Source organism: Actinokineospora spheciospongiae, assembly GCF_000564855.1.
GTDB lineage: Bacteria > Actinomycetota > Actinomycetes > Mycobacteriales > Pseudonocardiaceae > Actinokineospora > Actinokineospora spheciospongiae.
The window spans coordinates 13,803-27,288 of sequence record NZ_AYXG01000057.1; the positions used below are offsets into that span (position 1 = coordinate 13,803).

General features: G+C 72.6%; 11 protein-coding genes. 5 read left to right on the forward strand and 6 right to left on the reverse strand.

Features of this window, described 5'->3' with window-relative positions:
• Window positions 1-31 precede the first annotated feature (31 nt).
• Entirely contained in the window at window positions 32-2,110 is a 2,079-nt protein-coding gene (locus UO65_RS07905; protein ID WP_035280098.1) for an ATP-dependent DNA helicase UvrD2, read from the reverse strand.
• Window positions 2,111-2,171: 61 nt separating this feature from the next.
• Between UO65_RS07905 and UO65_RS07910 the strand changes: the two genes are divergently transcribed.
• From UO65_RS07910 to UO65_RS07920, 3 genes are read left to right on the forward strand one after another with little or no spacing between them, the layout of a single operon-like run.
• Window positions 2,172-2,903 carry a DUF4191 domain-containing protein gene (locus UO65_RS07910; protein ID WP_035280100.1) on the forward strand — a complete coding sequence of 244 codons (732 nt, stop codon included), beginning with the start codon at window positions 2,172-2,174 and terminating at the stop codon, window positions 2,901-2,903.
• A 52-nt stretch (window positions 2,904-2,955) separates the two neighbouring features.
• Window positions 2,956-3,552, forward strand: coding sequence for a Uma2 family endonuclease (locus UO65_RS07915; protein WP_035280102.1), 597 nt, complete (start codon window positions 2,956-2,958; stop codon window positions 3,550-3,552).
• 28 nt (window positions 3,553-3,580) lie between these two features.
• Entirely contained in the window at window positions 3,581-4,357 is a 777-nt protein-coding gene (locus tag UO65_RS07920) for a GNAT family N-acetyltransferase (RefSeq protein ID WP_035280103.1), read from the forward strand.
• A gap of 32 nt (window positions 4,358-4,389) precedes the next feature.
• Here the strand turns inward: UO65_RS07920 and UO65_RS07925 are convergent, their stop codons facing one another.
• Entirely contained in the window at window positions 4,390-4,869 is a 480-nt protein-coding gene (locus UO65_RS07925; protein ID WP_035280105.1) for an RDD family protein, read from the reverse strand.
• A 227-nt stretch (window positions 4,870-5,096) separates the two neighbouring features.
• Between UO65_RS07925 and glnA the strand changes: the two genes are divergently transcribed.
• Together glnA and UO65_RS07935 are read left to right on the forward strand one after the other, a co-directional pair.
• Window positions 5,097-6,524, forward strand: a complete 1,428-nt coding sequence (gene glnA / locus UO65_RS07930; RefSeq protein WP_035280106.1) for a type I glutamate--ammonia ligase — start codon at window positions 5,097-5,099, stop codon at window positions 6,522-6,524.
• Between the two features lie 265 nt (window positions 6,525-6,789).
• On the forward strand, window positions 6,790-7,842 hold the full coding sequence (locus UO65_RS07935) for a P-loop NTPase family protein (RefSeq protein ID WP_035280107.1): 1,053 nt from the start codon (window positions 6,790-6,792) through the stop codon (window positions 7,840-7,842).
• Between the two features lie 443 nt (window positions 7,843-8,285).
• Here UO65_RS07935 and UO65_RS07940 read toward each other — a convergent pair whose 3' ends face one another.
• The 4 genes from UO65_RS07940 to UO65_RS07955 form a co-directional block, all read right to left on the reverse strand.
• Window positions 8,286-8,708: an acyl-CoA thioesterase gene (locus tag UO65_RS07940; protein ID WP_035280109.1), complete on the reverse strand. Its 423-nt coding sequence runs from the start codon at window positions 8,706-8,708 to the stop codon at window positions 8,286-8,288.
• A 66-nt stretch (window positions 8,709-8,774) separates the two neighbouring features.
• Window positions 8,775-11,783, reverse strand: a complete 3,009-nt coding sequence (locus UO65_RS07945; protein ID WP_035280111.1) for a bifunctional [glutamine synthetase] adenylyltransferase/[glutamine synthetase]-adenylyl-L-tyrosine phosphorylase — start codon at window positions 11,781-11,783, stop codon at window positions 8,775-8,777.
• 15 nt (window positions 11,784-11,798) lie between these two features.
• Window positions 11,799-12,539 carry a type 1 glutamine amidotransferase gene (locus UO65_RS07950; RefSeq protein WP_035280113.1) on the reverse strand — a complete coding sequence of 247 codons (741 nt, stop codon included), beginning with the start codon at window positions 12,537-12,539 and terminating at the stop codon, window positions 11,799-11,801.
• 3 nt (window positions 12,540-12,542) lie between these two features.
• On the reverse strand, window positions 12,543-13,385 hold the full coding sequence (locus UO65_RS07955; RefSeq protein ID WP_052020883.1) for a GNAT family N-acetyltransferase: 843 nt from the start codon (window positions 13,383-13,385) through the stop codon (window positions 12,543-12,545).
• Window positions 13,386-13,486 lie beyond the last annotated feature (101 nt).

Genomic DNA, 13,486 nt, shown 5'->3' on the forward strand with positions numbered 1-13,486 from the left:
TCACACTACCTCGGAGACGCCTGACGCCGACTCAGTTCGCGCCGGTGACCAGCGACAACACCTCGGAGCCGAATTTGTCCAGCTTCGAGGCGCCGATGCCGGAGATCGCCACGAGCGCGGCCCGGTCCGCCGGGCGCTGTTCGGCGATGGCCAGCAGCGTGGCATCGGTGAAGATGACGTAGGCGGGCACGCGCAGCGCCTTCGACCGCTCCATCCGCCATTCGCGCAGCCGATCGAGCAGGCCCTCGTCGAGGTCGGCTGGGCAGTCCGAGCAGCGGCCCAGCTTGGTGGGCATGACGCCGTGGAGCTGGTCGCCGCACACCCGGCAGAACCTCGGCCGCTCGACCACCCGCTGCTCGCGCTGCCGGGACGCGGCCGGTCGGGACGCCGGGTCGTTGTCCGGGATGACCCCGTAGAGGAAGCGGCTGCGCCGCCGGTAGCGCTTGCCGCCCTCGGCGCGCGCCAGCGCCCACGTCAGCGACAGGTGCACCCGCGCGCGCGTGACCCCGACGTAGAGCAGCCTGCGCTCCTCCTCGATCGCGGCGTCGTCGCCGTCGGCGTGCTGGATCGGCATGGTGCCCTCGACCAGGCCGACCAGGAACACCGCGTCCCACTCCAGGCCCTTGGCCGCGTGCAGCGACGCCAGCGTGACGCCCTCCACCGTCGGCGGGTGCTGCGACTGCGCGCGCTGCTCCAGCTCGGCGGCGTAGCGGCGCAGGTCAGCGCCCGGTTCGGTGGCGACCAGTTCCTCGGCCAGCTCGACCAGGGCCAGCAGCGACTCCCACCGCTCCCGCTGCCTGCCGCCGGGCGGCGGTTCCTCGGTCAGGCCGAGCGGCACCAGCAGCGCGCGGACCAGCGCGGGCAGCTCCCCCCCGGGATCGGACCCGGCGGCGGTGCGGAGGGCCGCCATCGCCTGGCGCACCTCCTGCCTGGCGAAGAACCGCTCGCCGCCGCGCACCAGGTACGGGATGTCGAGCTCGGTCAGCGCCTGCTCGTACACCTCGGACTGGGCGTTGACCCGGAACAGGACGGCGACCTCGCTGAGCGCGACCCCGCCGTCGACCAGCTCGCGGATGCGGGCGGCGACCGCGGCGGCCTCGGCGGGCTCGTCGTCGTACTCGGCGAAGCGCGGGTTCGGGCCGGGCGGGCGCTGCCCGATCAGCCGCAGCCGGGAGCCCGCCGGGCGGTCGCGGGCGGCGCCGATCACCCGGTTCGCCAGCGACACCACCTCCGGCGTCGACCGGTAGTCGCGCTCCAGCCGCACCACGGTCGCCTCGGGGAAGCGGCGGGTGAAGTCCAGCAGCGGCCGCGGCGAGGCACCGGCGAAGGAGTAGATGGTCTGGTTCGCGTCGCCGACCACGGTCAGGTCGTCGCGCTCCCCGAGCCAGGCGTCGAGCACGCGCTGCTGCAGCGGGGTGACGTCCTGGTACTCGTCGACGACGAAGCAGCGGTAGCGGTCGCGGAACTCCTCGGCCACCGCCGAGTGCTCCTCCAGCGCGGCGGCGGTGTGCAGCAGCAGGTCGTCGAAGTCGAGCACCCGCGCGTCGTTCTTCAGCGCCTCGTAGCCCGCGTAGACCTTCGCCACCAGCTCGGGGGCGGCGGGCGGGTCGCGGCGGGCGCGGGCGGCGGCGGCCGGGTAGTCCTCCGGGCCGATCAGCGACGCCTTGGCCCACTCGATCTCGCCCGCCAGGTCGCGCAGCGCCTCGCGCTCGGTGCCGGTGCCCGCCCGGTGCGCGGCCTGGCCCACCAGCCGCAGCTTGCCGTCGAGCAGGTCCCACGGCGCGTCGCCGACGACCCTGGGCCAGAAGTAGCGCAGTTGCTTCCACGCCGCGGCGTGGAAGGTGCGGGCCTGCGCGCCGTGCACGTCCATCGCCCGCAGCCGGGTCCGCATCTCCCCCGCCGCGCGCGTGGTGAAGGTGACCGCGAGGACCTGACCTGCGGTGACGTGGCCCGCGCGGACCAGGGCGGCGATCCGGCTGACGATGGTCCTGGTCTTGCCGGTCCCCGCCCCCGCGAGCACGCACACCGGGCCGCGCGGGGCCCGCACCGCGGCGAGCTGGTCCGGGTCGAGACCGGCCAGCAGGTCCGTGGGTCGGTGTTCGCCAGCCATGCGTGCATCCTGACAGAGCGCGCCTCGTGGACGCGGCACCCCGCCCCGTATCCTCGGGGTCATGGCGGATAAGCAGGACAAGGCGGCCGCGAAGGAAGCCAAAGCGGCGCGCAAGGCGGCGTCCAAGGCCAAGCGCGGGCAGATCTTCCAGGCGTTCAACATGCAGCGCAAGGAAGACAAGGCGCTGATCCCCTGGATGGTCGGCGCCCTGGTGGTCGTCACCGGCGTGGTCTTCCTGATCGGGCTGCTGATCGGCATCGAGTGGTTCCTGCTGCCGGTGGGCATCGCCTTCGGCCTGCTCGCGGCGGTGATCATCTTCGGCCGCCGGGTGCAGCGCAACGTCTACGGCAAGGCCGACGGCCAGCCCGGCGCGGCGGCCTGGGCCCTGGAGAACCTGCGCGGCCGGTGGAAGGTCACCCCCACCGTCGCGGGCACCACCCAGCTCGACGCCGTGCACCGGGTGCTGGGCCGACCGGGCGTGGTGCTCGTCGCCGAGGGCGCCCCGCACCGGGTCAAGACCCTGCTCGCCCAGGAGAAGAAGCGCGTCGCCCGCATCATCGGCGAGAGCACCCCGATCTACGACGTGATCGTGGGCAACGAGGAGAACCAGGTCCCGCTGGCCAAGCTGCAGCGGCACCTGATGAAGCTGCCCAACAACCTCCGCCCCGCCCAGATGGACACCATCGAAAAGCGCCTCGCCGCCCTGGCCACCAAGGGCGCGGCGCTGCCCAAGGGCCCGATGCCCGCGGGCGCCAAGATGCGCAGCGTGCAGCGCACCATGCGCAGGCGTTAGGCCATTTGTCGTACCCCTCTGCCAGGATGGTCGACACAGCGAGGAGGAAGCCATGACCGCGATGCCGCAGCATCAACACGAGTCGAGCGCGCCCACGCACCTGTTGACCATCGAGGAGTACGCCGCCCTCGGCGAGACCGAGAGCGGCTACACCGAACTGCAAGAGGGCCGTTTGTTGATGTCACCCAGTGCCGGGCGCCCGCACATGCGAGCGTCCGGGAAGTTGTTCATGCACCTGGAGAACCAGCTCCCCGAGCACCTGGAAGTGACCCAGGAACTGGACGTGGACCTCGCCCTCACCGCTCCGGGCGAGCCGGGCAACAGCCGCCGCCCGGACCTGGTCGTCTACGAACGCGCCACGGCGGACCGGGTCGAGGACGAGGGCAGGATGTTCCCGGCGGCCGAGGTGCTGCTGGTCGTGGAGATCGTCTCCCCCGGCTCCCGCCGGACGGACCACAAGGTCAAGCGCGCGGAGTACGCGGACGCCGGGATACCCCACTACTGGATTCTCGACCTCGACGACCCGGTCTCGCTGCTGGTCTGCCGCCGCACCGAGGAGTTCGGCTACGTCGACGACCAGGAGGCCACGGGCGTGTTCCGCACCGACGTGCCGTTCCCGGTCACGATCGACCTCGATTCGCTCGGCTGATCGTTTCCACTGGCTATACGGTCGGTGGGTGACCGACGCCGTCAAGCTCGCCGTGCGGATCGCCGCGGCCCAGTTGTCCGGGTTGAGCCGGACCCGGACGCTCGTGCCCGCCGGGCCGTTCACCGGGCTGCTGGCGCCCAGCGGACCCGACTACCTCAACTACACCGTCGCCGCCCGGCCCGGGGAGCCGGTGCAGGACCCGGCCGAGGTGGACGCCGGGTTGGACGCGCTGCGGGCGGCCTTCCCCGAGGGCACGCTGCGGTTCGAGCTGATCGACGAGGCCGCCCCGGGAGCGGTCGACGCCCTGGAGGGCGCCGGGCTGGGCGTCACGCTGCGGGTGCCGGTGCTGACCATCGAACCCCCGGACCTGGTCCGGCCGGAACCCGCGCCGGGGGTGACCGTGGAACTGGTCACGACCGAGCACGACCACGTGCTCGGGTCCGTGCTGGCCCACCGGGCGTTCGGCATGGGCGGGGCCGACCTGCCCACGGGTCCGCCCCCGGAGCCCCCCGACGGGGGCATGGTGCTGGCCCGGATGGACGGGGAACCGGTGGCGGTCGCCTCGTGGACCCCGGTGGCCGACGGCGTCACCGAGGTCGTGGGGGTCGCCACGGTCGAGGAGTACCGGCGCCAGGGGTTCGGCGGCCTGGTCACCGCGTACGCGGTGGACCGGGTCGTGGCCCTCGCGGGTGCCACGCTGGCCTGGCTGACCCCGGGCAGCGCCGACGCCGACCGCGTCTACCGAAAGGTGGGCTTCCGACCGGTCGCCACGGCCGTGCACCTCGCCGAGGAACCCGCGCTGTAGGCGCGGGGAGCGACCCGCGGCACCGGTGTGGCCTAGCGGGTGCGCAGCACCGAGGTCCCCGCCAGCTTGTCCTGCAACCCGCGCCCGTCCTTGTCGGTGATCGCGCCCGGCAGGATCAGCCCCACCAGCACCGTGCGCGGGATCGCGCGCAGCGGCCCGACCAGCGCCGTCCCGTCGAGGCGGACCACGCGCAGGCCGAGCAGCGCCTTGCCGGGGGTGAACCCGGCCAGGGCCACCCCGGCGACCGTGATCAGGAACCACACCGCCCCCGACCACAGGTTGTGGGTGCGCATGACCGCCGGGTCGCCCACGTCGAACGGGACGAAGACCGAGGTGGTCAGGGAGGCGAGGACCAGGTCGATCAGCAGGGCGGCGAAGCGGATGCCGTTGGCCGCCGCCGAGCCGGGGCCGCTCTCCGGCAGGCCCAGCCGCTCACCCGGCCAGCGCTGGGGGTCCCCGTCGGGGGTTCCGGTGTCCGAGCCGGGCAGCCAACTTCCGGTCCATCTGCTCACCCCTCCAGCGTAGGACGCGCTGCCGGACGTGGCCGGGCCTGGCATGATTCCGGTCGTCCACGGGCGCCGGACGGTGCCGTTAACCCGCGCGAAACACGAGGGTGATGGTCGGGCAACACCGCCCTCCTAGTTTCATCACGCAGAGCGGACAGCCGTGATCAATTGCCGTCCGTTGAGCGCGGTGGGCCGGTCGCGGCCGGCGGAGCAGACGTAAGGAGCCAACAAGCGTGTTCAAGTCTTCCGACGAGGTCTTGCGCTTCATTGCCGATGAGGGCGTGAAGTTCGTCGATGTCCGGTTCTGCGACCTGCCGGGCGTCATGCAGCACTTCACCCTGCCCGCCGAGGCGTTCGACGAGGACGCCTTCACCGAGGGCCTCGCGTTCGACGGCTCCTCCGTGCGCGGCTTCCAGTCGATCCACGAGTCGGACATGCTGCTGCTGCCCGACCCCTACACCGCGCGGATCGACCCGTTCCGGATCGAGAAGACGCTGATCCTGAACTGGTTCGTGCACGACCCGTTCACCCGCGAGGCCTACTCCCGCGACCCGCGCAACATCGCCCGCAAGGCCGAGCAGTACATCGCCGAGTCCGGCATCGCCGACACCGCGTACTTCGGCCCCGAGGCGGAGTTCTACATCTTCGACTCGGTGCGCTTCGACTACTCCGAGAACGGCTCGTTCCACGAGGTCGACTCCGTCGAGGGCTGGTGGAACACCGGTGCCGCCGACGAGAACGGCCGCAACAAGGGCTACAAGACCCGCTTCAAGGGCGGCTACTTCCCGGTCCCGCCGGTCGACCACTTCGCCGACCTGCGCGACCAGATGGTGCTGAACATGCAGGGCCTCGGCTTTACCGTCGAGCGCGCGCACCACGAGGTCGGCACCGGTGGCCAGACCGAGATCAACTACCGGTTCAACACCCTGCTGCACGCCGCGGACGACCTGCAGCTGTTCAAGTACGCGATCAAGAACACCGCCTGGGCGGCCGACAAGACGGTCACCTTCATGCCCAAGCCGCTCTTCGGCGACAACGGCTCCGGCATGCACGTGCACTCCTCGCTGTGGAAGGACGGCACGCCGCTGTTCCACGACGAGTCGGGCTACGCCGGGCTGTCGGACACCGCGCGCCACTACATCGGCGGCCTGCTCAAGCACGCCCCGTCGCTGCTGGCGTTCACCAACCCGACGGTGAACTCCTACCACCGCCTGGTGCCCGGCTACGAGGCCCCGGTGTCGCTGGTCTACTCCCAGCGCAACCGCTCCGCCTGCGTGCGCATCCCGATCACCGGCAACAACGCCAAGGCCAAGCGCGTCGAGTTCCGCTGCCCCGACTCCTCGGGCAACCCGTACCTGGCCTTCGCCGCGATCGTGATGGCGGGCCTGGACGGCGTGAAGAACAAGATCGAGCCGCCGACGCCGATCGACAAGGACCTCTACGAGCTGCCGCCCGAGGAGGCCAAGGAGGTCGCGCAGGTCCCCGCCTCGCTCAACGAGGTGCTCGACCGCCTCGAGGAGGACCACGACTACCTGCTCGCCGGTGGCGTGTTCACCCCCGACGTGATCGAGACGTGGATCAACATCAAGCGCGAGCACGAGATCGACCCGCTGCGCCTGCGCCCGCACCCGTACGAGTTCGGCCTGTACTACGACGTGTGACCTGACCTCTCGTCACCGACCGGCGCCTGCCTGGGGACCTCCCCCGGCAGGCGCCGGTTTTTTGCGCCACCAGCACGTCCACCACCCGGTTCACCGAGCGCCGGCACCCCCACCCGGACCACCGACGTTCACCCTCCGTGCAGTCGCCATTACTCAGGTGTTACGCGGAACGATCATTCCCCCGGGGGTGATCCAGCCCATACGCTCCCCGCAGCCGCGCGGCTCTCGCGCGGTGACCACTCCGGCCCCACCCGAGGGAACACCCATGTCCGCTGCCCTGGACCCGGTACGAGTCGACCGCCTCAAGAAGGCCTACGCCGTGCGCCTGCTGGACGCCGACGCGCTCACGCCACCGCACCCCGCCGAGCACCGCCCCACCCACGGCGACGTGGTGCTCGCCGAGGTCACCTCGGTCGGCTACCACGAGGTGCTGGAACTGGCCGACGGCCGCAAGGCCCGCCTGTTCGTCGGCGACCGGGTGCTGGTGGCCTACGCCGCCCGCTACGCCCCGGACCACTTCGAGGCGGAACTGCCCGACGACCTGGGCCCGTGCGACCTGGTCGCGGCGGGCGGCATCCTGGGCAAGGTGCGCAGCGGCAACGCCGCCGTGTCCGCCCCGACGACCGTCCGCCCCCTCAGCCTGCTCGCGGGCCCCACCGGCCGCCCGCTCAACGTGGCCGACTCCGCCCTGCCCGCCCCGCCCCCGCCCGGCCGCCGGGTGCCCACCTTCGTCGTCGTCGGCACCTCGATGAACTCCGGCAAGACCACCACCGCGGCCTCCCTGGTGCACGGCCTGACCCGCGCGGGCCTGCGCGTCGGCGCGGCGAAGGTGACCGGCACCGCAGCGGGCGGCGACCCGTGGCTGTTCCGCGACGCCGGGGCCGCCCTCGCACTGGACTTCACCGACATGGGCATGGCCACCACGTTCCGGGTGCCGCTCGAGCGCATCGTCGCGGGCACCGAGGCCCTGCACGGACACCTGACCGCCGCGGGCGTCGACGCCGCCGTCCTGGAGATCGCCGACGGCGTGCTCCAGCCCGAAACCGCCCAACTCCTCGACCACCCGGCCACCCGCGCCCTGGCCGACGGCGTCCTGTACGCGGCGGCGGACTCCGCGGGCGCGATCTTCGGCGTGCACCGCCTGCAGGGCGACGGCCACCAGGTCCTCGCCGTCAGCGGTCTGCTCACCCAGTCACCGCTGGGCGTGCGCGAGACCCAGGCGCACGTGGACGTCCCCGTCTACGGCCCCTCGGACCTGCGCTCCCCCACCATCGCCGGTGAACTGCTGCGCCGGGTCACGACGCCGATCCCGGTCTGAGGCAGGCCACCTCGACCCCACGGCCGCGGGTGCCGGTGCTGACCATCGACCCCCGGACCATCCGTCCCCCGAACCTGGTCCGGCCGGAACCCGCGCCGGGGGTGACCGTGGAGGCCGGGGGTGACCCTGGAGTCGAGGCACCTCGACACCGGCGGCCCGGTGCGGAAGGCCAGCGCGAGGGCAGCCCCGGCGTCGTGGAACAACCGTCGTGGAACAACCACGGGCCGTCTCTTCCCACCACAACCGGCCGGTGCCACGGACCACGACGACCGGTACCACAGCCGACCGGCACGTCTTCCTGGGATGGGCGCCGCCCGCCCCCGCGCGTCTTCCTTCTGCTCAAGCTTAGCCGCGGGGTCGGACAAAACCGGGCTCGGCGCGGGAGACCTGTGGACAACTCAAGACAGGCATCCACAGAGGAGGGCCCAGCCTTGACGGGGGGGCTAGCCGTTCAGCACGGACAGGTCGAACCCGTGGGCCTCCATCACGGCCCGCGGGTCGGCCACCAGCTTGCGCGCGGTCAGGTCCATCACCCCGATGACGCACGAGACCTCGGCCGAGACCGTGCCGTCGGGCTTGGTCATCACCGAGTCCACGTTGAAGGTCTTGCCGGAACCGAACTTGATCTCGCAGGTGATGTCCACCGCGTCCCCGGCCCGCAGCTCGCGGCGGTAGGCGATGGTGGACCCCAGCAGCACCGGCGCGGTCCCGGACGCGATCAGCGTGTCCCAGGAGCACCCGGCCGCGGTGAAGCCCTCGATGCGGGCGATCTCGGCGTACTGGTGGTACACCGCCTGGTTGACGTGCCCCAGCGCGTCCAGTTCGTAGCTGCGGACGGCGACCCGGCAGCTCCACGGCTCACTCATGCCCCGAGCCTAGGCCGCGGCACCGACAGAACCGGTCCGCTCGTGTCAGTCGTCATAGAAGCCGGGTCAGTCGTCGTAGAAGACGTGCTCGACCACGGCGTGCGCGCGGCGCGTGGTGCGGCGGTAGAAGTCGAGGAACTCGCCGGGGTCGGACATGCCGCCCGGGGTGTCCGGTCCCAGTGCGGTGACCACCCCGGCCAGTTCCCGGCCCTGCGTGGGGAGTTGGTCGGACGGCTTGCCCCGGACCAGGGTGATCGCGTTGCGCACCCGGGTGGCCAGCAGCCAGGACTGGGTCAGCTCGGCGGATTCCTGGGCGGTGATCAGCCCGGCTTCGACCGCCGCCGCCAGACCGTCCATGGTGGAGGTGGTGCGCAGTGCCGGGTGCTCGTGCCCGTGCCGCAGTTGCAGCAGTTGCAGCGTCCACTCCACGTCGGCCAGTCCGCCGCGGCCGAGCTTGGTGTGCGTGGTCGGGTCCGCTCCGCGCGGCAGGCGCTCGGTGTCGACCCGGGCCTTGATCCGCCGGATCTCGCGCACGTCCTTGTCCGCCAGCCCGCCCTCCGGGTAGCGGATGGGGTCGATCATCTCGACGAACCGCCTGCCCAGGTCGTCGTCGCCCGCGACCGGTCGGGCCCGCAGCAGCGCTTGGGACTCCCAGACCTCGCTCCACTGCCGGTAGTAGGCGCGGTAGGACTCCAGCGTCCGCACGATCGGTCCCTGCCTGCCCTCCGGCCGCAGGTCGACGTCCACCTGCAGCGGCGGGTCCTGGCTGGGTGAGCCGAGCAGCCGCCGCACCGCCGTGGCGACCCGCCCGGCGTACTTGAGCGCGTCGGAGTCCGACACCCCGTCGGCGGCCTCGCACACGAACATCACGTCCGCGTCGGACCCGTACCCCAGTTCGGAGCCGCCGAGGCGGCCCATGCCGATGACCGCGATCCGCGCCAGGTGCCCGCCCGCCGACGCCGCCTCCGACCGGTCGACCGCGGCCAGCGACGCCTCCAGCACCGCGCACCACACGCTCGACAGCGCCGAGCACACCGCCAGCACGTCCATGAACCCCAGGAGGTCCGCGCACGCCACCCGCAGCAGTTCGTGCCGCCGCAGCGACCGGGCCGCGGTGACCGCGTTGCCCAGGTACCCGTGCCTGCGGACGGCGTTGCGCAGCGACGCGGCCACCTCGGCCGGGTCGCGCAGGGTCAGTTCCTTCGGGTCAGCCAGCAGCCGCAGCACCTCGGGGGCGCGCACCACCAGGTCCGGGACGAGTTTCGAGGTGCCCAGCAGCACCGCCAGCCGCTCGACCACCGCCCCTTCGTCGCGCAGCACCCGCAGGTACCAGGGTGTGGCCGCCAGCGCCTCGGACACCTTGCGGTAGGCGAGCAGGCCGCCGTCGGGGTCGGGGGTGGCGCCGAGCAGGTCGAGCAGCACCGGCAGCAGCGCGGTCTGGATCGCCGCCCGCCTGCTCACCCCCGAGGTCAGCGCCTGGATGTGCTGCAGCGCGCCCTGCGGGGAGGAGTAGCCCAGTGCGGCCAGCCGGGCCTCGGCCGCCTTCGCGGTCAGCCGAAGCTGGTCGGTGGGCACCCGGGACACGGCTTCGAGCAGCGGCCGGTAGAACAGCTTCTCGTGCAGGCGCCGGATTCGGTTGGCGCGCCTGCGGAACTCGGCCAGCAGGACCTGCGCCTCGGAGCGGCCGCCGTCGGGGCCGATGCCGGTGGCGCGGGCCAGCCAGCGCAGGTCGTCGGTGGCGTCGTCGGCGGGGAACAGGTGGGTGCGGCGCAGCCGCTGGAGCTGGAGCCGGTGTTCGAGGGTGCGCAGGAACCGGTAGGACTCGGCGAGTTCCAGGGCGTCCGTGCGGCCGACGTACCCGCCCGCGGCGAGCGCGGCCAGCGCGTCCACGGTGGCGGCCCGGCGGAGGGTTTCGTCGGTGCGGCCGTGCACCAGTTGCAGTAGCTGCACGGCGAACTCGATGTCGCGCAGGCCGCCCCGGCCCAGTTTCAGCTCGCGTTCCAGCAGTTCCGAGGGCACGTGGTCCTCGACGCGGCGGCGCATGGCCTGCACGTCGACGACGAAGTTGTCCCGGTCGGCCGCCGTCCACACCAGCGGTGCCACCGCGTCGGTGTACCCGCGGCCCAGCTCGGCGTCGCCCGCGATGTCCCTGGCCTTGAGCAGCGCCTGGAACTCCCAGGTGCGCGCCCACCGCTTGTAGTAGGCCAGGTGCCCGTCGAGGGTGCGGACCAGGGCGCCGTTGCGGCCCTCGGGGCGCAGGTTCGCGTCGACGTCGAAGCACGCCTCGGTCGCCACCCGCATCATGGCGCTGGCGACCCGGGTGGCCAGGCCCAGGTCGTCCTCCCCGGTGAAGATCACGTCGACGTCGCTGACGTAGTTGAGCTCGTGCCCGCCGCACTTGCCCATGGCGATCACGGTCAGCCGGGCCCGCTCCTGGGCGGTGGCGCCGCCGTTCTCCGCCCACGCCACCGCGAGCGCGGCCCGCAGCGCCGCCTCGGCCAGGTCGCTGAGCCTGCTCGCGACCTCCTCGTAGGTGAACTCGGGCAGTTCGGGTTCCACCAGGTGACCGAGGTCGTCGGCGGCCAGCTCCAGCAGCAGGCCGCGGTAGGCGAACTTGAGCGCCTTCACCGCCTCCGGTCCGCGCTTGGCCGCGACCGGCCCCTGGGGGCTGTCCCCGGTGGCGCCGACCTCGGTGAGGAGGGCGGCGGTGTACCGGTCGGCGGGGGTTCCGGCGCCGTCGAGCCGCCGCCACTCGGCGGGGCGGGCGGCGAGGAGGTCGGCGAGCGTGCTGGACCCGCCGAGGACCGCGGCCAGCCTGCCGCGCAGCCGCCGGTTGGTGCCCAGCTCCGCGCGGAGTTCGGGCCAGGTGTCGGGGTCGGCCTCGCGGACGCGGGCCAGGCCGCGCAGCGCCAGGTCCGGGTCGGGGCTGCGGGAGAGGGCGGTGAGGACCAGTTCGTGCTCGGGCACCGGGCCGTGGTCGTCCCACAGGCCCGCGGCGCGCAGCTCGGCCTCGGCTCGGGGTTCGGTCAGGCCGAAGCGGGCCGCGGAGGAGATCGGGCGGGAGCGGTCGGGCATGTGCTCGTCCCCGGTCTACAGCAGGTTCTTCGCGACCGGGGACAGCTCGCCCCTGGCCAGCTCGACGAACCGCTCGACGAACGGCCGCCAGGTCTGCTCGACGTCGGCGTGCAGCTCGGCGATCCCCTCGGGGGTGCGGTCGACCGCCCGCGCGAACTCGGCTCCGGCGGGGTCCGTCCGCAGCCAGGTCTCGAACAGCTCCGGCGTGGTCTCGATGTGGAACTGGATGCCGTACCCGACCGGCCCGACCCGGAACGCCTGGTTCGGGTAGCGGGTCGCGGAGGCGAGCAGTTCGGCGCCCGCGGGCAGTCGGGTGATCACGTCGTGGTGGAACTGGAGCACGTCCGGCATCAGCGGCAGGTCGGCGAACAGCGGGTCGGCCCACCCGAGGTCCCGCTTGGCCACCAGTTCCCGGCCGACCTCCGGCCCCTCGTGCCCCGGTTCGACCTCACCGCCGAGCGCGGTCGCGAGCACCTGCGCGCCGAGGCAGATCGCCAGCAGCGGAACCCGCCGGGTGACGCAGGTGCCGAAGAACGCCCGGAGGGTCCGCAGCCACGGGTGCCCGTCGAGGTCGTTGGCGTTCATCGGCCCACCGAGGCAGACCACGGCGGCGAAGTCCCGTGGTTCGGGGAGTTCGCCGGTCCGGTCCAGCCGCACCAGCTCGACCTCGGCGCCGGAGTCGACCAGCCACTCGGCCAGCCGCCCGGGCGAATCCAGGTCGGCGAGCTGGATGACGAGGATGCGCGTGGTGGTCACCCCTCACAGCGTATTCGGCTGAGCGAGTCCCGTCTCGACCGAGTCGTGCACCGGGACGAACCCGAGCGCGGTGTAGATCGAGTTCGCCACCCGGTTGTCCACGTCGGCGAACAGCAGGACGTCCCGGGCGCCCCGGCCGCGCGCCCACCGGGCCGCGGCGGCGGTCGCGGCGGAGGCGTAGCCGTGTCCGCGCAGGTCGGGTGGTGTGTAGACCGGCCCGATCCGCGACATGCCCACCACGGGCGGGGACACCAGGGCGAACGACACCGGGCGGTCGTCGACGACCCAGAGGTGGTGGGCCCGGCCTGCTGCCAGCGCCGCGCGCACGAACGCCGCACTGCCGCGCGGGTTCGGCGAGCCCGGGAAGCCGACCTCGGTGAGGAAGTCGGAGTTCCACCGGGTCACCAGGGGCACGTCGGTGCTGGTCGCCACCCGGGAATTCCCGGGGACGCGTGGGGGGATGAGCTCGGCGAGCCGGAACAGCCTTTCGGGAATCTCGGTGGTCACGATCGCACCCGTGCGGTGGCACCACCGCTCGACGAAGGGGTCGGTCACGTCCCGGGGGCCGTGCGCGGACGAGGGGTGGATGTCGTGCCGGATCAGGTAGTCGATCACCTGGTCGTGTGCGGGCAGCGGCAGGGCGGAGGTGAGAGCGACGCCGGGGGGCATCAGGACCAGGGCGCCCAGGAGGTCGTTCCCGTGGTGGGCGGTGAGGAGGATCGAATCGTGGCGCGGGTGGAAGGCGAGTTGACCGAGGACCCCGGTGTGCCGGACCGGGTCGTCAACGAGCAGCCTGCCCACGGCGGCCTGGAACGCGGTCGGATCGGCATGTCGGACGACGCTCATCACCCCATCATCCGCGCAGCGGCGCGGCGGGTGCACTGAATTCCCTGGAACGCAAAAATGCCCTGGGGCTTGAGAATGGTTGTTCTCAAGCCCCAGGGCGT

Coding starts and splice junctions, on each gene's coding strand:
- UO65_RS07955 (WP_052020883.1), bottom strand. CDS start 13,385: ATGAGCGTCGTCCGACATGCCGATCCGACCGCGTTCCAGGCCGCCGTG.
- UO65_RS07935 (WP_035280107.1), top strand. CDS start 6,790: ATGTCCGCTGCCCTGGACCCGGTACGAGTCGACCGCCTCAAGAAGGCC.
- UO65_RS07910 (WP_035280100.1), top strand. CDS start 2,172: ATGGCGGATAAGCAGGACAAGGCGGCCGCGAAGGAAGCCAAAGCGGCG.
- UO65_RS07940 (WP_035280109.1), bottom strand. CDS start 8,708: ATGAGTGAGCCGTGGAGCTGCCGGGTCGCCGTCCGCAGCTACGAACTG.
- UO65_RS07945 (WP_035280111.1), bottom strand. CDS start 11,783: ATGCCCGACCGCTCCCGCCCGATCTCCTCCGCGGCCCGCTTCGGCCTG.
- UO65_RS07905 (WP_035280098.1), bottom strand. CDS start 2,110: ATGGCTGGCGAACACCGACCCACGGACCTGCTGGCCGGTCTCGACCCG.
- UO65_RS07915 (WP_035280102.1), top strand. CDS start 2,956: ATGACCGCGATGCCGCAGCATCAACACGAGTCGAGCGCGCCCACGCAC.